Below are 19,615 nucleotides of genomic sequence, written 5' to 3' on the forward strand. Positions count from 1 at the left end.
ACAACAAGCCACACGGTTAAAAAAACAGCCCATATTTCGCAAAAAACTTCCCCGCATATTTCCGTAGCCCGCATATTTTCCGTAACTTTACACTCTCGAAAAGTATAAATGAATTCAACGATATGGAAAACAGAAGTTTAGTCACCATTGCCGAGCATAGCCGGGAAAAAATCCTCTATATGCTCGAGATGGCGAAAGAGTTTGAAGCCCATCCCAACCGGCATATATTGGACGGGAAAGTAGTTGCCACCTTATTTTTCGAGCCTTCCACCCGTACACGCCTCAGTTTCGAGACTGCCGCCAACCGGCTTGGAGCACGTGTCATCGGGTTCAGCGACCCCAAGGCCACCAGCTCATCCAAGGGCGAGACGCTGAAAGACACCATCAAGATGGTGAGCAACTATGCCGACATCATCGTGATGCGCCACCACCTCGAAGGGGCCGCACGCTATGCCAGTGAAGTCACCACCGTGCCCATTGTGAATGCCGGAGACGGTGCCAACCAGCATCCCTCACAAACCATGCTCGATCTCTACTCCATCTACAAGACACAAGGCACACTGGAGAACCTGAACATTTTTCTGGTCGGCGACTTGAAGTATGGCCGTACCGTCCACTCCCTGCTGATGGCCATGCGCCACTTCAACCCCACTTTCCACTTCATCGCTCCCGACGAGTTGCGGATGCCCGAAGAATACAAAATTTACTGCCGCGAGCACAACATCAAGTACGTGGAACATACGGACTTTACGGAAGAAATCATTGCTGATGCCGATATCCTCTACATGACCCGTGTGCAGCGCGAGCGCTTCACCGACCTTATGGAGTACGAGCGGGTGAAGAATGTCTACATCCTGCGCAACAAGATGCTGGAACATACCCGTCCCAACCTGCGCATCCTGCATCCGCTGCCCCGTGTCAACGAAATAGCCTATGATGTGGACGACAATCCCAAGGCATACTATTTCCAGCAGGCACAAAACGGACTGTATGCCCGTGAAGCTATTCTGTGCGATGTACTGGGCATCACGCTGGATGAGGTGAAAAAGAGTAAAGGAGTAATACAGTAGAATCGTCTAATAACTAATATTTCAAGATGTTAAGCGAAAAGAAACAGGAATTGCAGGTTGCTGCTCTGGAAAACGGCACTGTAATAGACCATATACCCTCCGAGAGACTGTTTACCGTAGTCTCCCTGCTCGGACTGGAACACATGAGCAACAATATCACCATCGGCTTCAACCTCAAGAGCAAGAAGCTGGGCACGAAAGGCATCATCAAGATTGCCGACAAGTTCTTCTGCGACGAAGAGATAAACCGTATCGCCGTGGTGGCTCCCAATGTAAAACTGAACATTATCCGCGACTACGAAGTGGTGGAGAAACGCGAAGTCCGCCTGCCCGAAGAGTTGCGCGGAATCGTGAAATGCGCCAACCCGAAGTGCATCACGAACAATGAGCCGATGCCTACGTTGTTTCATGTCGTGGATAAGGACAATTGCGTCATCAAATGCCACTACTGCGAAAAGGAGCAGACCAGAGAAGATATTGAGATTATATGAAAGAAGACTGGAAACCCGGAACCATGATTTATCCGCTGCCCGCCGTACTGGTGAGCTGCGGAAGCACTCCGGAGGAATATAACATTCTGACTATCGCATGGACGGGGACGATTTGTACGAACCCGCCCATGTGCTACATCTCCGTACGCCCCGAACGCCACTCCTACGACATCATCAAGCGGAATATGGAATTCGTCATCAACCTCACCACGAAAGATATGGCACGGGCCACGGACTGGTGTGGCGTACGCTCCGGAAAGGACTACAACAAATTCGAGGAAATGCATCTGACACCGGGGAAAAGCACCGTAGTCAGCGCGCCTCTTATCGAGGAATCACCGCTTTGCATAGAATGCCGGGTAAAGGAGATTATGGCTCTCGGTTCGCACGACATGTTTATAGCGGATGTGGTAAATGTCCGTGCCGATACCCGTAATCTGAACCCTGAAACCGGCAAACTGGAACTGGCGGAAACTAATCCGCTGGTCTATGTGCACGGCGGATATTATGAGCTGGGAGAAAAGATAGGCAAATTCGGATGGTCAGTAGAGAAAAAGAAGTAATAATGCGATAAAGGTTTTAAGAGATGGAGTTGCGACGAATCTTGATGGGCTTATATCTGTTGGCCTTCCCCGCCATGATGTGGGGACAGACTCCGGTTGTGCCCGGTACTGCCGACGAAGAGCATTCCGGACACCGCAAGGAAACTCCGGTCAATTTCGGTTTCAAAGGCGGTTTCACCTCTTCCTTGTTCCTTGTATCCCAGTTCAGCGTCAACGGAGTGCCCATCGACGAAGTGCAGAACAATTACAAGATAGGATATTTCGGCTCCCTTTTCATGCGGATAAACTTCGACCGCCATTTCCTGCAACCGGAAATATCCTACAACATCAACCGGTGCAACATCACCTTCGAGAAACCTCTGCCCGAAGACGCCGCATCAGGAGCCCGGCCGGAGGAAGCCTCCATTACATCGTCCATCCACAGTATAGACATCCCCGTCATCTACGGATACAACTTCATCAAGGAGGGGCCGTACAGCCTTGCCGTCTTTGGAGGACCCAAAGTGCGCTATATATGGGACAGGAAAAGTGACATCGACTTCGAGAATTTCGACCAGGTGAATATCCGTGAAAGGCTGCGTCCGCTCAATCTCAGTTTCACCGTCGGCGTATCCGTCACCATCTCACGCGTCTTTTTCGACTTCCGTTACGACATGGGGCTGCACAACATCTCCAAGAGCGTGACATACGATATTCCGGCCGACAACAACGCTGCTGACGAAAACACGAAAAACGAAATCCGTTTTCACCGCAGGGACAATGTGCTGAGTTTTTCTTTCGGAGTGTTCTTTTGACAGTAAATTTCTTCCTTTTCTTTCAATTTATTCATTTATTTCCCGTAAATTTGTGCGCTTAATAAGAGAACACAGATTTATCAAACTTATCTAATAAGCAGAATGAAAAGAGATGATTTAATTTTCGAACTTATCGAAAAAGAACACCAACGTCAGCTCAAAGGCATTGAACTGATTGCATCAGAGAACTTTGTAAGTGACCAGGTTATGCAGGCAATGGGCTCCTGCCTCACCAACAAGTATGCTGAAGGATACCCCGGCAAGCGTTACTATGGTGGTTGTGAGGTAGTAGACCAGAGTGAGCAGATTGCCATCGACCGCTTGAAACAGATTTTCGGCGCAGAATGGGCCAACGTACAGCCGCACTCCGGTGCACAAGCCAATGCAGCCGTATTCCTCGCCGTGCTCAATCCGGGCGACAAATTCATGGGACTGAACCTTGCACACGGCGGTCACCTCTCCCATGGCTCACTGGTCAACACTTCCGGTATTATCTATACTCCCTGCGAATACAATCTGAACCAGGAAACCGGACGTGTGGACTATGACCAGATGGAAGAAGTTGCCCTGCGCGAGAAACCCAAAATGATTATCGGCGGCGGTTCTGCTTATTCCCGCGAATGGGACTACAAGCGCATGCGCGAAATCGCGGACAAGATAGGTGCCATCCTAATGATTGACATGGCTCATCCTGCCGGACTGATTGCAGCCGGTGAACTGGATAACCCCGTGAAATATGCCCACATCGTGACCTCTACTACTCACAAGACTCTGCGTGGTCCTCGTGGTGGCGTTATCATGATGGGTAAGGACTTCCCCAATCCCTGGGGCAAGAAAACTCCGAAGGGAGAAATCAAGATGATGTCCCAGTTGCTGGATTCAGCCGTATTCCCCGGTATCCAAGGTGGTCCGCTGGAACATGTCATCGCAGCCAAAGCCGTTGCCTTCGGCGAAATCTTGCAACCGGAATGGAAAGAATATGCCAAGCAGGTGAAGAAAAACGCCGCTGTCCTGGCACAAGCCTTGATAGACCGTGGCTTCACCATCGTTTCCGGCGGTACGGACAACCACTCCATGCTGGTAGACCTGCGCAGCAAATATCCCGATTTGACCGGTAAGGTTGCCGAGAAAGCGTTGGTATCTGCCGACATCACCGTAAACAAGAACATGGTTCCGTTTGACAGCCGCTCGGCTTTCCAGACTTCCGGTATCCGTCTGGGTACTCCTGCCATCACAACCCGTGGTGCCAAGGAAGACCTGATGCTCGAAATTGCCGAGATGATTGAAACCGTTCTGTCCAACGTAGACAACGAACAAGTCATCGCAGAGGTACGTGCACGCGTCAATGCGAAGATGAAAGAATACCCGCTGTTTGCTTATTAATAAGCAAACAGAATTAAAAATTAAGAATTAAAAATTAAAGGCTACGCAGTTCAAAGCGAACATTGCGCAGCCTTTAATTTTTAATTCTAAACGCGCTCCGCGCGTTTAGCTCAGCCCTTCTATATTTCCGTCCACAATATCAATGTGTTCGGCTTGTGGTTTCTTGGGTAATCCCGGCATACGGAGAATTTCACCGGCGATGGCTACAATCATTTCCGCACCGTTATTGACCACAATATCCTTGATGTGGAACTCAAAGTTGTTGACTGCACCGTATATCTTCGGGTCGGCAGAGAAGGAGTACTGCGTCTTGGCGATACAGACGGGGTAATGGCTGATACCCATCTGCTCTATCAGTTTGATAACCTTGCGGGAGTGGAGACTGTAAGTCACTACGCTTGCCCCGTAGAGGTTGCAGGCTACCTTTTCTATTTTACGTTCCACGCAATCGCTCTCTTCGTAGGTGAAGGTCAGCGGTTCGGATGGTTTGTTCTCGATAGTATCTACTACCAGATTGGCAAGGTCAACGGCTCCCTCTCCTCCTTTGGCAAAGGCGTTGTTCACGGCAAAACCTACCTCAAGCTTTTCTTCGCAATGGCGGCGGATAGCTTCCACCTCCTCGTCCGTATCACTGGCAAAACGGTTGAATGCCACGATGACCTGCTGGCCGAATGAACGCAAATTGCGTACATGCTTGTCCAGATTGCCGAAGCCCTCTTTCAGTCCTTCCATATTGGGTTCCTTGATGCGGTCCAGACTGACACCGCCATGCATCTTCAGTCCTTGTGCGGTAGCAACGATTATCGTCAGCTTGGGCTGTAGGCCGCTCTTGCGGCACTTGATGTTGTAGAACTTCTCCGCACCCAGGTCAGCCCCGAAACCGGCTTCCGTCACTACATAATCGCCGAATGTCATGGCCATTTTTGTGGCAAGAATGGAGTTGCAACCATGGGCAATATTTGCGAACGGTCCTCCATGAACAAAAGCAGCAGAGCCTTCGGTAGTCTGTACCAAGTTGGGGTTGATAGCATCTTTCAACAGTACGGTAATGGCACCGGCTACTCCTAACTCCTTCACTGTGAAAGGAGTACCATCGAAACGGAATCCCAGAATAATATTTTCGATACGGCGACGGAGGTCATCGAGGTCCGTTGCCAGACAGAGAATAGCCATAATTTCGGAAGCCGGGGTAATATCGAAGCCCGACTCCTCAGTAATGCCGTTGGTGCTCGGTCCCAATCCGGTGACAATGCTCCGCAAGGAACGGTCGTTCACATCAAGTACGCGCCGCCAGATGATTTCTTTCAGTCCGAAGCCGTCTGCCTGATGCTGGTACAAGTAATTGTCGAGCAAAGCGGAAATCATGTTGTGTGCGGAGGTAATGGCGTGAAAGTCGCCCGTAAAGTGCAGGTTTATCTTCTCCATGGGAAGCACCTGGGCATATCCTCCGCCGGCAGCACCGCCTTTCATGCCGAAGCAAGGACCTAACGAGGGTTCGCGTAAAGCCACAATCGCTTTCTTGCCAATCTTGTTCAGCCCCAATGCCAGCCCGATGGACACGGTTGTTTTACCGATACCCGCTTTCGTAGCCGTGATAGCCGTCACCAGTATCAGATTGCTCTTCTTCACTTTCTCTTCATCAATCAGATGCGTAGGAATCTTGGCTATGTAACGGCCATAGTTCTCTACTTCGTCACGCGGGATATCCACACTTTCAGCCACCTGCTTTATCTTCTTCAGCTCTATGCTGCGGGCTATTTCAATGTCCGATTTCATACAGAGTCTTTTCTTTAAATAACAACTTTAATGTTTTGAAAGTTGCAAAAGTACGAAAGATGTGGCAAAGTACAAAAGAATACCGTATTTTCACCTGACCACCTGCATCTTCTATCTATTTGAACCGCGACGTATCCACTGCCTCCCGTTGCTTCTCCTTATATCCACCGAATTTATAAGTAAACGATACGCCGAATTCGCGGAAGCATGAGTAATGATTCGTCACATTCTGCGTCTTGAAACGGATGCGGGGAGAAATCTGTCCCGTCTCAAAAATATCGTTGCAGTAGAGGTTGAGGATGGCTTTGTTCTTAGCGAAGCCGTAGCGCAGGGCAATATTCACATTGCCCGACGTGGGCAGGTCGTAAATGCCTTGAATGGCTTTGCTATGCACAAATCCGGCCACCGTCAGCTTCAAATCGGGCTTGGTGGAGAGAGTAAAAGTATTGTTCATCTGGGCAATGCCATAGCATTGCTTTCTGTCGAAAGGAATATCCCAGAAATCACCATCCTTTTCGCGGTGCCACAAGCCGATAAGGGTAAGGCGCGAATTCAACCAGTTCTTCACCTTAAACGGGATAGAGGCTTGTATGCCTGCTTGTTGCTGATAATCGAAATTGAGTGTCTTATAGATTTCAACCAGACGTTCGGAAGATTGGTAAAGCGTCTGTACGGAGTAGTCTTTGGTGTGGTTGAACCAGGCGCTGAAGATGTATTTGCTTTTCAAAATATAGGTCATTTTCAGCTCATACTCTTGTGCCGGTTTCAGCAACGGATTACCATGCAGCTCAGAGTATCCACCGCCGATGTAAGAGACGGCATCCTGCACGGCCCAGTAGTCGGGATAGTCCTTGTCGCTGCTCAAGGAGAGCTGGAGGATATGTCCCGGTGCCGGCATATAGTTCAAGTTGACAATGGGATACCAGTCCCACTGGTCCCAGACGGGAGTCTTGTAATGCTCCACAGCCAGGGAAGCGTCCAAAGCAAGTTTGTCGCCGAAACTCTTGCTGAAACCTGCATAGATATTCCAGGTCTGCTCGCGGCGGCGGGACTTCATATTGCTCAAGGCATCCGATGAGGTCAGTTGTCCGCCGGTTTCGGGGTCATAATAATATTGGTAGCTGTTGTCGATGCTGGTAGTATAGATGGCTCCGTAATTCAAATCCCAACCTTTTCCCAGACTGTGCTCCTGGGCCAGAAAGAATTTCCAGCGGTTGATGCGCTGACAGTCTTCCGTGTAGAAATCGAGTTCCTCATCCTGCATACGGCTATGCAGTAGTTGGTTGGACGGAGAGCGGTAGTAGGTCAGTTCGGCACCGGCTTTGAGGCCGAAAGGGGTACGATAGTCCAGACGGCCGTTGTGCAGCCAGTCGGTGCTATTGCTATGAGTTGTGGACACCTGCGTGCCCGTCACGCCCTTCCAGTTGTGGGAGGTGGAATAGCCACCGTTATAGACGAAACTCAGCTGATGGTCCTTGGCGATGTTATAGTCCGCCCCTACCCTGAAATTATGGGTATGACTGCGGCCACGGCCCACCTCATATGTTGTCATGGGGTGAACCGAGCCGTCTGCCAGGGTGTGCACAGCCTCTTTGTCGGTAGTAGAGTAGCCCCGGCCATGGCTGTGCGAGTAAAGAAAATCTGCTGAGAATTTATTTTTGCTGAAGAGCAGGCTGGCGCGTTCCTCAAAGCCTTCGTTATGCTTCTGGCGATACTTGGCATAGAGTTCGCCTTGCCAGGAGCCGGGGCCGCCTGCCGATTGTTTCAGGGTGATATTGATCAGTGCGCCACGCACCTGGTAGCGTGCAGGGGCGTTGTACATCACTTCCGCCTTCTCTATGCGGCTGGCAGGGATGCTGCGCAGCAAGGAATAGAGCTGCTCTGTGCTGAGGGTGGTTACTTTGCCGTCCAGGATAACGGTGACTCCCTGGCCTGCCAACTGCAGCCCGCCATTCATCTCGATGACGCCGGGAAGCTCTTTCACGGCATCGTAGGCATTGTCTACGGGGAGGTTCCGGATAAGGCGGGGCAGGTCGTACACCAGCTTGCCTTGCGCTGCCTTTACGATGGGGCGTTCACCGGTAATCATCACTTCCGGCAAGGTCTGATAAAGGCTGTCCAGACGGGCATCGGTCGTAATAAGGCTGTCGGCGCTGAGGATGCGGTTGTCGTCCGCACCGGAGGTGGTTGCAGTGCCGTTGTTCTCTTGTGCCGAAAGGCTGATGCTCAAAGCACAGCATACAATAGGGAGTAAATAGAATCGTTTCATGTTCTTCTTTTTATTTATGTTTATATTCTTCTTCTGCAAATCTTCGTCTGCAAAGTACGGCAGAATCAGCAGAAACTTGTGTTATCAGCGGCTTACCAAGTGTTATCCAGTGTTATCGGGAGTGTTATTTAGTCTTATCGGATGATAGGGTTCACAATATTAATCTTACCTTTGTATGTATAAAAGTAACCGGAAACAAACATGAAACTGCCATTCAAATATATTGCCATACTTGTCATCGTCTCCCTGGCCGGCATCTTCGCCTACCAAGCCTACTGGCTGACGGGGCTCTACCATACCATGCACAGTGAAATGGAAAGGGACATCACCGAAGCCATGCGCATGAGCGACTATAACGAAATGATGATACGCGTGGATAAAATGAAGCAGGACGACATAAACCACGGTGAAGTCAGCGTATCAGCCGGATACAGCGATGACGGAAAATCATTTGTCCGTAGCAGTACCACCATCTCCCGTGAAGATTCTTTGGACAACACCACCCTGCACGAAACCTTCATGCCCAAAGGAGACAGTGTTTACGTGACCCACCCGAACGATTCAACCCGCGTGGAAGTCAGTGTCAGGGACTCGGACAGCTCTCCCCAATCCGCATTGAGTGCCAAAGGGGGACTGGATGTGATTTTGCGCGACCAAAACAGTATGCTGGAACTCGCCACCTACTTCCAGCGCGGACTGCATTCGGGACTGGACATCATTTCCGACCCCGACGTAATGCTTTATGACAGCCTGCTGACTTCATTCCTGCATGACCGTAACATCAATCTTCCCCATAGGCTGCTACATCTTCACAAAGGCAGCAAATGGGACTCTACCATTCTCTATATAGATACATTGGTAAACATCGGTACCCCCGGCTATGTGCCTACCTCAAAAGCCGTGGAATATAATTATTCTTTCGACATCAATACAAGTCAAAGCTACCGTCTCATCATGGAACCGGCCGGCACGTTGGTCTTGCGACAGATGTCGGGCATTCTCACCACATCATTCGTTATTCTGATCGTACTCGCTTTCTCCTTCTGGTTCCTGATACGCACCATCCTGAAACAGAAGACACTGGAAGAGATGAAGAGCGATTTCACCAACAACATCACCCACGAACTGAAAACCCCCATCGCCGTAGCATATGCCGCCAACGACGCTCTGCTCAACTTCAACCAAGCGGAGGAAAAGGCCCAGCGCGACAAATACCTGCGTATCTGCCAGGAACAGCTTCAGCGCCTCAGTGGACTGGTTGAACAGATACTTTCCATGAGTATGGAACGCCGCAGGACTTTCCGCCTGCACCCGGAGGAGTTTGCAATACGTGATATTCTGGAAACGCTCATCGAACAACACAAGCTGAAAGCGGAAAGCTCCGTCCACATATCGGTGGACATCGAACCGGAAGATTTGAGCGTACTTGCCGACCGCACGCATTTCAGCAACATCATCAGCAACCTGATAGACAACGCCATCAAATATTCGCACGGAGAGGCCGAAGTGGCCATCCATTGCCGCAAGGTAACCGTCGAAGGGCAGAATGAACAGACTGAAATCTCCGTCAGCGACCACGGTATCGGTATTGCTCCCGAGAAGCAGAAGCACATCTTCGACAAATTCTACCGCGTACCCACGGGTAATCTGCACGATGTGAAAGGCTATGGGCTGGGATTGTTCTATGTGAAGACCATGATAGAGAAGCATGGTGGCAGCGTATCGGTAAAGAGTGAGTTGGGAAAAGGAAGTACCTTTACGATAAGGATATAATAACATTATTTGTTAGGGTACTTTACATTACTTGTTAAGGAGCTTTACATTACTTGTAACAAAAGCGACAATTATGGAAAAGATAACCGTACTTCTGGTTGAGGACGAACAGACCCTCGCCATGATTATCAAGGACACATTGGAAGGGCAGAACTTCATCATCCACACCGCAGCAGACGGTGAAGAGGGATTGCGCAAGTTCTTCGACCTCCGTCCCGACGTGCTGGTGGCAGACGTGATGATGCCCCGCATGGACGGCTTTGAAATGGTGCGCCGCATCCGGCAGACCGACAAACAGACCCCGGTACTGTTCCTTACCGCCCGCTCCACCATCAACGATGTGGTGGAAGGGTTTGAGCTGGGTGCCAACGACTACCTGAAAAAGCCTTTCGGAATGCAGGAACTCATTATCCGCATAAAGGCCCTGGTAGGCAAAGCTTTCTCCTTTACAGAAGAAAATCCCAAGGAAACTACCGTTTTTGAAATCGGTGACTACCGTTTCAATTCCGTCACTCAACGACTTGCTTTTGCAGGCAGCACCCCGACTTCACCTGACGCGGATACGGAAGTGGAACTCTCCCACCGCGAGTCCGAAATACTGAAACGCCTTTGCGAGAACCGCAACCAGGTGGTCAACACCCAGAACGTATTGCTCGACCTCTGGGGAGACGACAGCTTCTTCAACTCCCGCAGCCTGCATGTGTTCATCACCAAACTGCGGCATAAACTGGCCGGAGACGAGCGCATCCGTATCGTCAATGTGCGGGGAATAGGATATAAACTAATAGTAAACTAAACTAAAACTAAACTACTATTTATGAGAAAGTTATTATTCATTACTTTTATCTGTTCCTCACTCTGCGCCTATGCACAGAGCGAGATTCCGGAAGACACAATAAAGAACCGGCCTCCCGTAAAGAAAGAGCAGATTCCCTTTTCTCCAAAAGAGAACAAGCGTACGGGCCTTGATGAAAGCCAGCCCCAACAAAGTCTGCAAGACGAACAGCAGGAAGAGATAAATCTCCATCTCCCTCCCTCCGACTATGTGGAGCCCCTGCCCTGGACGGACATGAAGAAGATACACTTTCAGAAAAACATCTTTGAATGGGACTTCCAGCGTTTCGCCGATTTCCTGCTCTCGCCGGAAGTCGTACTGACGATGTACGGCAGCCATAACACCTATCCTGCAATGGGCTCCATCATGCAGGCTGGCGCAGGAGTCACTTATTACAGTCCCGACGGGCATTGGGAATTGAGCGGAGGGGTATATGCCGCCCACTATTCCATCTCCCAACCTTCATCCATTACCGGTGCCCAGTATGCCAAAAGGGATGCCCCCCGAGGTACTCAATGGGACATAGGCTACAATGCCTCCGTATCCTACCGCATCAATCCCTACATGCGCCTGCATGCCTTCGGCCAGTATTCGGGCTACGGGAGAAGTAACTCCTTTCATGGATATATGAACCCGATGTATCCGCAAAGCGGTTATGGCATGGTACTGGAACTGAAAGTGACGGACTGGCTCGACCTCAACGGAGGGATGGAACGAAGATACGACCCCACCAAAATGAAATGGGTAAATTCGCCCATTTTCGCCCCTACCATTCGTATAAAGAAATAGAAATAATACAAAGATATTTCCGGAAATAGAGGGAAACGAGTATCTTTGTTCAGTCTGCCCCTATGCGGCAGACAGCAACTGAAATTGTGAACAAAGAACTATGAAACGAATCTTCTTCTGCATCATCATTTTACTTGCAGGCATGTCATCCGTCAGCGCACAGAGCGAGATGCCTGCCGATACGGTACGTACTGCAGTACGTGGCGAAGCGTCTCCCGAAGGCATGTCTCCGTCTGAAAAGGAACTTCTGCCGGACGTGAAGAATTACGACGGCTTCCTGCTGGATATGGGGCTGATGAATCTGTCCACCCCCACTCTTCCCAAATTCACTTTGGAGATACCGGATGCCAGCAAAGACTATAGCCGCATCTTCCGGTTGAACCCGAACGTGACTTATTCACAAGGTCTTTCGAACATATTCTCACTCAGCAACTCCCGGTATTTCAGTTCGAATCCCTTCGGACTGACGGGCTTCTGGGGCTCTACCGACAACCTGCAAATGGGAAGTTTCACTTTGAAGAACGGCATGCGCATCCATACGTACGGCGAATATGACAAGGACGGCTGGAAAGTACCCAACCCTTCCGCACTGCCTTGGGAAAAGAACAATTTCAAAGGGGCGTTCGAGCTGAAATCAGCCAACGGAGCCTTTGGCATACGCATCGAGGTACAGCAGGGCAGACACGTGCCCTATTGATGCCCATCACTTAACAACAGAATCAATGACAAGAAAGAAAATACTGGTGATAGGCGCCAACGGTTTTACCGGCAGACGCATCCTGGATGATTTGTCCCACAACGTGTCTTATCAGACAACGGGCTGTTCCCTGCACGACGACATCTGTCCCCATTCGGGCGACTATCGCTTTATCCGTACGGATATATGCAACCGCCAGGCGGTGGAAAAGCTTTTCCAGGAAGTACAGCCGGATGTTGTAATCAATACCTCCGCCCTCTCCGTCCCCGATTATTGCGAAACGCACCATGCAGAAGCGGATGCCGTCAACATTACTGCCGTGGAGCATCTGGCAGAATGCTGTGAGGCGGGAGGCAGCCGTTTTATCCATCTTTCCACCGACTTCGTTTTCGGTGGTGATACGGACCGACCCTATACGGAGGAGGATATTCCCGCTCCCGTTAATTATTACGGCTACACCAAACTGGAAGGTGAGAAACGTATCGCTGCCGTTTGCAGGGATTATGCCATCGTGCGCGTAGTGGTGGTGTACGGTGCCGCCCTGCCCGGACAGCATGGAAATGTGCTCCAACTGGTGGCAAACAGATTAAGGAACAATGAGGAAGTGTTCGTCGTATCCGACCAATGGCGTACGCCCACCTTCGTGGGAGACGTGTCGCAAGGAGTGGAGAAGCTGATAAGTCATCCGCAAAACGGTATCTATCATCTCTGTGGCAGCGAGTGCCTGACCATTGCAGACATCGCTTATCGGGTAGCGGACGTATTGGGGCTGAATCGCTCGCTCATCCGTCCCGTCACCACGAAGGAGATGAACGAAAAGACACCACGTCCCCGTTTCAGCGGGCTGAGTATAGAAAAGGCACACCGGGAACTGGGGTATCGACCGTATACGCTGGAGGAAGGAATAAAGCTGATGTTCGGATGGTAAATAATGCAGGTGCGGATGGCAGCAGATTCGACTACAGCAACTCCGGCTCTGCCAGTCCTTTCTCTTTGCGATACACACGTACCATCTCCAGAATCACATCTCCATATTTCTCCACCCCTTTTTTTCCGAAATACGGAATGCGTACAAGCATGGCCTTATCCGAAGGAAGCAGATTGCTGATGCCTAGAATTGCCTTCTGCTGAATGACGGTGTATACGGGCAGCCCTAATGCGGAAGCTTCTGCATTGCGCCATGCTACCAAGCGGTTGTAAAGTTCCGGATGCAGCACATCCGTGGGTACTTCAACAGCCGCAGCATCGCGTTTCCGCTCACGCGGACGTTTCTCTTTATCAGCTTGCTTACTGCTTCCCTGCCCTTCTTTGGCAGAAGCACTTCTCCCTTTGCCTTTACCCTTCTGCGAAGCCGAATCATCAATGGAAAGCAGTGCTTTCTGCTTCAAGTATCCTGCCATATGGAAACCATTCTCCAGCACATAATCCAGCAAATCAGTCTTCATGTCAAACACTTCCTCCAGCTCCTCCATGGCATCCCGGAGCTTCTTCTTCAACTCTTTATTATCAGAAGTTACCGTACTCGCCATCACCGCATCCAGCGGTTGCAACTGCTCTTGAAAATAAGTGGCGGCAGAGTGTATGCGCCCCTGCAAAGTCGGGTCGGCTGCATAGTCCTGCGCAGTATCAATCAGGCGGGTATACTGGATACTGAACTTCTGGGCTACTTTCGTCACTTTGTCGTGAAAACGTTCCATTTCCTCCTTACAGGCTGCGAGTTGCTTGGGAAAGAGCTTGTACAAGTGTTCGTCTATCAGCCGCACATACCGCCGCAAAGCCTGCTCCATGGGCTGGAAATCGAACAAGCCCGACAGCAGTTCCAGGAAATAGGTCTGCTGCAAGGAACGGAAGCGTTTCTCGTCCGGCTCGTTTCTCCGTGCCTCCATCGTGAAGGTATCTACTGCATGGTCACTGATAACGGCCTTTGCAGAAAGCGGGGCACTGAGCACCACTCCCTCCAATGTCTTGCAGCGGCTCAGAGCCACATAGGTCTGTCCATGCGCAAAGGAGGCACTGGCATCAATCACGGCACGTTCAAACGTCAGTCCCTGGCTTTTGTGAATGGTAATCGCCCACGCCAGCTTCAGCGGATATTGCCGGAATGTTCCTTCAATATCTTCTGTAATCTCCTTGGTTTCCTCATCAAGCACGTATTTGGCATTCGTCCACTCTTCCTCTTGAAGTAAGAAGGTAGCGTCGCTTCCCTTACTGCGCACTTCAATTCCATCTGCCGACACGGCTGTCACCTCTCCAATCATGCCATTGTAGTAACGGTGCTCACCGGAGGTGTCGTTCTTCACAAACATTACCTGGGCACCGCGTTTCAGTTCCAGTACTTCATCCGTGGGATAGGAATATTCGGGAAACTTTCCGTCAATCTTGGCACGAAAGGCATACGAGCGTCCCGGAAGTTGTTCCAGCTCATGGTCATTAATCCGTTGGGCCTGATAATTGTGGGTCACCAGGCGGATGTATCCTTCTTCTTTATCTGGTACGAAATTGGGAATATACCGGCGGTTCAAGGCTTCCAGCACTTGCCCGTCACAACGGTTTTCGCGAATGCGGTTCAGTAATTCAAGAAAAGTCCCATCGTTCTGCCGATAGACTTTCTTTAGTTCTATGGTGCAATATTCCGTCTGCTTCAAGGCCTGGCTGGAGAAGAAATAAGGCGTGTCATAGTATTTGCGCAGCATCTGCCACTCATCGTCTTTCACTACGGGAGACAGCTGCTGTAAGTCGCCAATCATCAGCAGTTGCACGCCGCCAAAGGGTTTGTTCCGGTCGCGGAACCGCCTCAAGACGGCATCCACCGAATCGAGCAAGTCGGCACGGACCATACTGATTTCATCGATGACCAATAAATCTATGCTGCGTATAATGTTAATTTTCTCTTTCCCGTAACGAAAACGGTAGGTTGCCTTGCCATCTGCGCTGAATGAGCTTTCGGGCACATAAGGAGCGAAAGGTACTTGGAAAAAGGAGTGGATGGTGACACCGCCTGCATTGATAGCGGCAATTCCCGTCGGTGCAAGTACAATCATCCGTTTCGGACTCTCTGCCCTCAGTTTTCGCAGGAAAGTTGTCTTACCGGTACCTGCCTTGCCGGTCAAAAAAAGATGAGTGCCTGTGTTTTCAATGAATTGCCATGCAAGCGCTATTTCGGGATTATTCTCCATTGATATGTTTATTATTCAACCAATCCGCTCTCTCTCAGAATGATACGGATTTCATCAGTAGCCATATATGATAATAGGACAAAGATAACGCTTATTTCGTTATCCTTGTCCTATTATTCCATTTATTTGTACCCATCCTGAGAAAGCCCTTTACGGGGCAATCCGGACTATTTCAAGCTACCGCCGATAATATCGAGCAGCTCATTCGTAATGGCCTGCTGACGGCTCTTGTTATACTGTTTCGTCAAATCTTGAATCAACTCGTTGGCATTATCTGTCGCCGTCTGCATGGCTAGCATACGGGCAGCATGTTCCGAAGTATTGGAATCGAGAAGCACGGTAAATATCTTCTGACTCAACACTTTTGGCAGAAGTTCCGCTATCAGTTCGCCGACGGAAGGTTCCACAATGTAATCATTATTAAAACTGCGGGCATCCTCCGGTACATCTTCTGCCGCCTCCTGCGCTACTTGCGTCAGGTCAATGGGCAGATAATTCTCGCGGAGCAGCACCTGCGAACCCATCGATTTGAAGTGATGGTAAATCAGCTCCACATGGTCAATCTGCTTTTCCACAAACTCATGCATCAACTTCTCTGCCAGCTCATACGCTTCAACGTACGAAGGCTTGTCTGCCATCACCTGGTAGCTGCCTTGCGGCACATATCCCATTTTCTTGACGGCTTCCTCCATCTTTCTCCCAACGGGATATATCAGAATATTCTCCTTGCCCAGCGACTGGTAATCTTCCAAAGCCCGTTCCAGCATCTTCGCCACATTCGAGTTGAATGCACCGCACAAGGAACTATTGGACGAAAACGCCACAACCGCTACTCTCGTCACGGGTCTTTTCTCGGTATAGGGCGACTCGAAGGAAGCATCCGTACGCAGAAAGTTCGTCAGAATCTCATTCAGCTTCCGTTGATAAGGCAGCATATTCTCAATCCGCCCCTGCGCCTTATGCAGTTTGGCAGATGCCACCATCTTCATAGCCGATGTTATCTGGCGTGTACTCTTGACGGAGCTTATTCTATTTTTTACCTCTTTCAGTGAAGACATATATCTATTTACGATTTAATTATTTACGATTTACGATTGAGGTAACTTCTGCCTGCGTCCGATTTACAACTTACCATATAGAGTAACTCCAATCGTAAATCGTAAATCGTCCAATCGTAAATCACATGAATTGCCTTGCAACCGCCTCTGCCGTCTCCTCAATCTTCTTGCAGACATCGTCATTGATGGCACCCGTCTTTAAAACGTCGAGTACCTCCATGCGATAGTTCATCTCAAGAGACTCAAGGAAGTTGCGTTCAAACTCGCTGACCTTGTCCAAAGGAACATTCCTCAACAAGCCGTGCGTGCCGCAATAAAGAATGGCAATCTGCTTTTCTACCGGCATCGGGCTGTATTGGGGCTGTACCAGCAGGCGTGTATTCTTCTGTCCCTTGTCGATGGTCAATGCCGTCACGGGGTCCATATCGCCACTGAACTTGGTAAACGCTTCCAGCTCCCGGTACTGTGCCTGGTCAATCTTTAATGTACCTGCCACCTTCTTCATAGCCTTGACTTGGGCATTACCACCCACACGGCTCACAGAGATACCCACGTCAATGGCCGGACGGTTACCCTGGTTGAAGAGGTTCGTATCAAGGAATATCTGCCCGTCAGTGATTGAAATCACATTCGTTGGGATATAGGCGGACACGTCTCCTGCCTGAGTTTCGATAATGGGCAATGCAGTCAGCGAACCGCCACCTTTCACCTTGCCTTTCAGACTGTCCGGCAGGTCGTTCATCTCGCGTGCCACTTCCTCCTGGCTGATAATCTTCGCCGCACGTTCCAACAAACGGGAGTGCAGATAGAAGATATCACCCGGATAGGCCTCACGTCCTGACGGACGGCGCAGAATCAGAGACACTTCACGATAGGCCACCGCCTGCTTGGACAAGTCGTCATAGACCACCAGCGCATGACGGCCGGTATCACGGAAATACTCTCCGATGGCAGCCCCTGCAAAGGGAGCGTAATACTGCAATGCAGCCGGGTCTCCCGCCGTAGCAGCCACCACAATGGTATAGTCCATCGCACCGTACTGGTGCAGGGTATTCACAATAGAAGCTACGGTAGAACCTTTCTGGCCAATGGCTACATAAATGCAATATACCGGATCGCCAGCATCAAAATTGGCACGCTGGTTGATGATGGTATCGATGGCAATGGCCGTCTTACCGGTCTGTCGGTCACCGATAATCAGCTCACGCTGTCCACGGCCGATAGGTATCATGGCATCCACAGCCTTCAGACCGGTCTGTAGCGGCTGATTCACCGGCTGACGGAAGATAACTCCCGGCGCCTTGCGTTCCAGCGGCATTTCATAAAGTTCTCCGCCTATCAGTCCTTTGCCATCGAGCGGCGCACCCAGAGGGTCTATTACACGGCCCAGCATACCCTCTCCCACCATGATGGAAGCAATACGCTTGGTACGCTTTACAATGAAGCCTTCCTTGATTTTATCCGTAGGGCCAAGCAACACAGCACCCACATTATCCTCTTCGAGGTTCATCACAATGGCCTTGATGCCGTTGTCGAACTCCAACAACTCGTTGGCTTCGGCATTGCGCAACCCATAGATACGGGCTACACCGTCACTGACTTGCAGTACCGTGCCAATCTCGTCCAACTGTACGCGGGTGTCAATCCCTTCCAGTTGCTTGCGGAGAATATCGGAGACTTCGCTTACTTTTATATTTTCAGACAACATCTTAGTATTTACTATTTTACAATTTACTATTTACTATTTGAAAGAACCCGAATCATATACTGTTTGACCTCTACAACTTACGCATCACAAGACTATTAAATAAGTAAATTGTAAATTGTCAAATCGTAAATCACACGATTCTTCTATTCTTATCAATGAACTGCTGTTTCACTTTCTTAAGCTGCGTAGCAATACTGGCATCCAGACGGAAGTCGTTGATGTCGAAGATAAAACCACCTTCAATGGAGGGATCCACTTCAGTCTGCAGCTCCATGCTGGCATGCAGCAGGGAGGAAGCACTGTCATGGATGCGCTCCCGCACTTCCTGGCTGACGGGAACGGCTGTTATCAGCTTTCCTACACCGATATGCTTGTCTTTCCGGTACAAATCCAGAAAACTCAGGCAGATGTACTGGAGAAAGTTTTCCCGCCGGTTCTTCAACACCAGGGTCATGAAACGCGCAAACTCACGGCCCGCAGGAGCATCCCCCACAGCAGCGGTACAGATAAGTGTTAACTTCTCACGTATCGTCAGGATGGGGTTTTCCAATGCCATGCGCAAATCGGGATGTTTCCTGAAGCTACGGTCGAGCATACAAAACTCCTTGTACAGAGTATCTTCTGCCCCCATGCTCTTGGCATATTCCATCAATGCTTTCGCATAACGCATCGAAACGATTCCTATATCCATTTCTTTGAGAATTAATTGTTTTTACTTGCGGCCAGCACTTCATCCAGCATCCGGTCTATCATCTCCATCTGCTCATGTTTCTCGTCCAGATTCTTGCGGATAATTTTCTCGGCTATATCTACGGACAAGACTGCCACCTGGCGGCGAATATCGCGGATGGCCTCTTCCTTCTCTTGCTGTATCTGCTTTTTAACTTCGTCCAGCTCCTTCTGCGCGGCGGCTTCCGCCTGCTTGCGTGCTTCGACGATAATCTTGTCACGCTCATGCATCGCCTCCCGCAGAATACGTCCTTGTTCTTTGTTGGCAGCAGCAATCAACGCTTCACTCTCCTCTTTCAGTTTGGAGAGCTGGGCATTTGCTTCGCGTGCCACTTCCAAAGACTGGTCGATGTAGGTCTTGCGACCTTCCACCATCTTGGTGATAACGGGAAAACCGTACTTGGCAAGCACCACAAACACCACACCGAATGAAAGGAGCATCCAGAACAGCAGACCACTATCGGGTAATAACAATGACATAATTTTATTTACTATTTGACAATT

Annotated in this window: 17 protein-coding genes; 10 read left to right on the top strand and 7 right to left on the bottom strand. The window is 50.0% G+C overall.

Going from position 1 to position 19,615, the window contains the following annotated elements; genetic code table 11:
* Positions 1 to 122 precede the first annotated feature (122 nt).
* From pyrB to glyA, 5 genes are all read left to right on the top strand, one after another.
* Positions 123 to 1,070 carry an aspartate carbamoyltransferase gene (pyrB, locus tag DW039_RS15365; RefSeq protein WP_005829081.1) on the top strand — a complete coding sequence of 316 codons (948 nt, stop codon included), beginning with the start codon at positions 123 to 125 and terminating at the stop codon, positions 1,068 to 1,070.
* A gap of 26 nt (positions 1,071 to 1,096) precedes the next feature.
* Positions 1,097 to 1,561 (top strand): aspartate carbamoyltransferase regulatory subunit, encoded by a 465-nt coding sequence (pyrI, locus tag DW039_RS15370; protein ID WP_005829083.1) that lies wholly within the window; start codon positions 1,097 to 1,099, stop codon positions 1,559 to 1,561.
* Complete coding sequence (locus DW039_RS15375) at positions 1,558 to 2,124, top strand: flavin reductase family protein (protein WP_005829084.1); 567 nt, start codon at positions 1,558 to 1,560, stop codon at positions 2,122 to 2,124. The genes pyrI and DW039_RS15375 overlap by 4 nt, the downstream gene beginning before the upstream one ends.
* 23 nt (positions 2,125 to 2,147) lie before the next feature.
* A complete protein-coding gene (locus DW039_RS15380; protein WP_005837005.1) occupies positions 2,148 to 2,918 on the top strand; it encodes a porin family protein in 771 nt (256 codons plus the stop codon).
* Positions 2,919 to 3,020: 102 nt separating this feature from the next.
* Positions 3,021 to 4,301, top strand: coding sequence for a serine hydroxymethyltransferase (gene glyA / locus DW039_RS15385; protein WP_005829088.1), 1,281 nt, complete (start codon positions 3,021 to 3,023; stop codon positions 4,299 to 4,301).
* Positions 4,302 to 4,406: 105 nt separating this feature from the next.
* Here glyA and DW039_RS15390 read toward each other — a convergent pair whose 3' ends face one another.
* Positions 4,407 to 6,077 carry a formate--tetrahydrofolate ligase gene (locus DW039_RS15390; protein ID WP_005829089.1) on the bottom strand — a complete coding sequence of 557 codons (1,671 nt, stop codon included), beginning with the start codon at positions 6,075 to 6,077 and terminating at the stop codon, positions 4,407 to 4,409.
* Between the two features lie 115 nt (positions 6,078 to 6,192).
* Positions 6,193 to 8,346 carry an outer membrane beta-barrel family protein gene (locus DW039_RS15395; protein ID WP_120382115.1) on the bottom strand — a complete coding sequence of 718 codons (2,154 nt, stop codon included), beginning with the start codon at positions 8,344 to 8,346 and terminating at the stop codon, positions 6,193 to 6,195.
* A gap of 201 nt (positions 8,347 to 8,547) precedes the next feature.
* Between DW039_RS15395 and DW039_RS15400 the strand changes: the two genes are divergently transcribed.
* The 5 genes from DW039_RS15400 (at position 8,548) to DW039_RS15420 (ending at position 13,368) form a co-directional block, all read left to right on the top strand.
* Entirely contained in the window at positions 8,548 to 10,119 is a 1,572-nt protein-coding gene (locus DW039_RS15400; RefSeq protein ID WP_016273720.1) for a sensor histidine kinase KdpD, read from the top strand.
* 73 nt (positions 10,120 to 10,192) lie between these two features.
* Positions 10,193 to 10,915, top strand: coding sequence for a response regulator transcription factor (locus tag DW039_RS15405; protein ID WP_118274904.1), 723 nt, complete (start codon positions 10,193 to 10,195; stop codon positions 10,913 to 10,915).
* A gap of 21 nt (positions 10,916 to 10,936) precedes the next feature.
* Positions 10,937 to 11,743 (top strand): hypothetical protein, encoded by an 807-nt coding sequence (locus DW039_RS15410; RefSeq protein WP_117878094.1) that lies wholly within the window; start codon positions 10,937 to 10,939, stop codon positions 11,741 to 11,743.
* Between the two features lie 100 nt (positions 11,744 to 11,843).
* Positions 11,844 to 12,440: an occludin gene (locus DW039_RS15415; RefSeq protein WP_120382108.1), complete on the top strand. Its 597-nt coding sequence runs from the start codon at positions 11,844 to 11,846 to the stop codon at positions 12,438 to 12,440.
* Between the two features lie 25 nt (positions 12,441 to 12,465).
* Positions 12,466 to 13,368: an SDR family oxidoreductase gene (locus DW039_RS15420; RefSeq protein ID WP_117681061.1), complete on the top strand. Its 903-nt coding sequence runs from the start codon at positions 12,466 to 12,468 to the stop codon at positions 13,366 to 13,368.
* A 31-nt stretch (positions 13,369 to 13,399) separates the two neighbouring features.
* On the opposite strand, the gene DW039_RS15425 is transcribed toward DW039_RS15420, so the two are convergent.
* The 5 genes from DW039_RS15425 to atpF form a co-directional block, all read right to left on the bottom strand.
* A complete protein-coding gene (locus tag DW039_RS15425) occupies positions 13,400 to 15,616 on the bottom strand; it encodes an AAA family ATPase (RefSeq protein WP_008663559.1) in 2,217 nt (738 codons plus the stop codon).
* 167 nt (positions 15,617 to 15,783) lie between these two features.
* A complete protein-coding gene (locus DW039_RS15430; protein WP_044467776.1) occupies positions 15,784 to 16,674 on the bottom strand; it encodes a F0F1 ATP synthase subunit gamma in 891 nt (296 codons plus the stop codon).
* A 121-nt stretch (positions 16,675 to 16,795) separates the two neighbouring features.
* Positions 16,796 to 18,379 (bottom strand): F0F1 ATP synthase subunit alpha, encoded by a 1,584-nt coding sequence (gene atpA, locus DW039_RS15435; RefSeq protein ID WP_085929908.1) that lies wholly within the window; start codon positions 18,377 to 18,379, stop codon positions 16,796 to 16,798.
* A gap of 133 nt (positions 18,380 to 18,512) precedes the next feature.
* The gene (locus tag DW039_RS15440; protein WP_005829118.1) at positions 18,513 to 19,073 is read right to left on the bottom strand and encodes a F0F1 ATP synthase subunit delta; all 561 of its coding nucleotides are present in this window, start codon (positions 19,071 to 19,073) and stop codon (positions 18,513 to 18,515) included.
* An 11-nt stretch (positions 19,074 to 19,084) separates the two neighbouring features.
* On the bottom strand, positions 19,085 to 19,591 hold the full coding sequence (atpF, locus tag DW039_RS15445) for a F0F1 ATP synthase subunit B (protein WP_005836994.1): 507 nt from the start codon (positions 19,589 to 19,591) through the stop codon (positions 19,085 to 19,087).
* Positions 19,592 to 19,615 lie beyond the last annotated feature (24 nt).

The organism is Bacteroides sp. AF39-16AC, from assembly GCF_003602735.1.
Lineage (GTDB): Bacteria > Bacteroidota > Bacteroidia > Bacteroidales > Bacteroidaceae > Bacteroides > Bacteroides uniformis.

What these genes read in the sequence shown, in the direction of transcription:
- DW039_RS15440 (WP_005829118.1), bottom strand. Translation starts at nt 19,073, where the DNA reads ATGGATATAGGAATCGTTTCGATGCGTTATGCGAAAGCATTGATGGAA.
- DW039_RS15425 (WP_008663559.1), bottom strand. Translation starts at nt 15,616, where the DNA reads ATGGAGAATAATCCCGAAATAGCGCTTGCATGGCAATTCATTGAAAAC.
- glyA (WP_005829088.1), top strand. Translation starts at nt 3,021, where the DNA reads ATGAAAAGAGATGATTTAATTTTCGAACTTATCGAAAAAGAACACCAA.
- DW039_RS15405 (WP_118274904.1), top strand. Translation starts at nt 10,193, where the DNA reads ATGGAAAAGATAACCGTACTTCTGGTTGAGGACGAACAGACCCTCGCC.
- DW039_RS15415 (WP_120382108.1), top strand. Translation starts at nt 11,844, where the DNA reads ATGAAACGAATCTTCTTCTGCATCATCATTTTACTTGCAGGCATGTCA.
- atpF (WP_005836994.1), bottom strand. Translation starts at nt 19,591, where the DNA reads ATGTCATTGTTATTACCCGATAGTGGTCTGCTGTTCTGGATGCTCCTT.
- DW039_RS15395 (WP_120382115.1), bottom strand. Translation starts at nt 8,346, where the DNA reads ATGAAACGATTCTATTTACTCCCTATTGTATGCTGTGCTTTGAGCATC.
- DW039_RS15430 (WP_044467776.1), bottom strand. Translation starts at nt 16,674, where the DNA reads ATGTCTTCACTGAAAGAGGTAAAAAATAGAATAAGCTCCGTCAAGAGT.
- DW039_RS15375 (WP_005829084.1), top strand. Translation starts at nt 1,558, where the DNA reads ATGAAAGAAGACTGGAAACCCGGAACCATGATTTATCCGCTGCCCGCC.
- DW039_RS15400 (WP_016273720.1), top strand. Translation starts at nt 8,548, where the DNA reads ATGAAACTGCCATTCAAATATATTGCCATACTTGTCATCGTCTCCCTG.
- DW039_RS15420 (WP_117681061.1), top strand. Translation starts at nt 12,466, where the DNA reads ATGACAAGAAAGAAAATACTGGTGATAGGCGCCAACGGTTTTACCGGC.
- DW039_RS15380 (WP_005837005.1), top strand. Translation starts at nt 2,148, where the DNA reads ATGGAGTTGCGACGAATCTTGATGGGCTTATATCTGTTGGCCTTCCCC.
- DW039_RS15390 (WP_005829089.1), bottom strand. Translation starts at nt 6,077, where the DNA reads ATGAAATCGGACATTGAAATAGCCCGCAGCATAGAGCTGAAGAAGATA.
- pyrB (WP_005829081.1), top strand. Translation starts at nt 123, where the DNA reads ATGGAAAACAGAAGTTTAGTCACCATTGCCGAGCATAGCCGGGAAAAA.
- pyrI (WP_005829083.1), top strand. Translation starts at nt 1,097, where the DNA reads ATGTTAAGCGAAAAGAAACAGGAATTGCAGGTTGCTGCTCTGGAAAAC.
- DW039_RS15410 (WP_117878094.1), top strand. Translation starts at nt 10,937, where the DNA reads ATGAGAAAGTTATTATTCATTACTTTTATCTGTTCCTCACTCTGCGCC.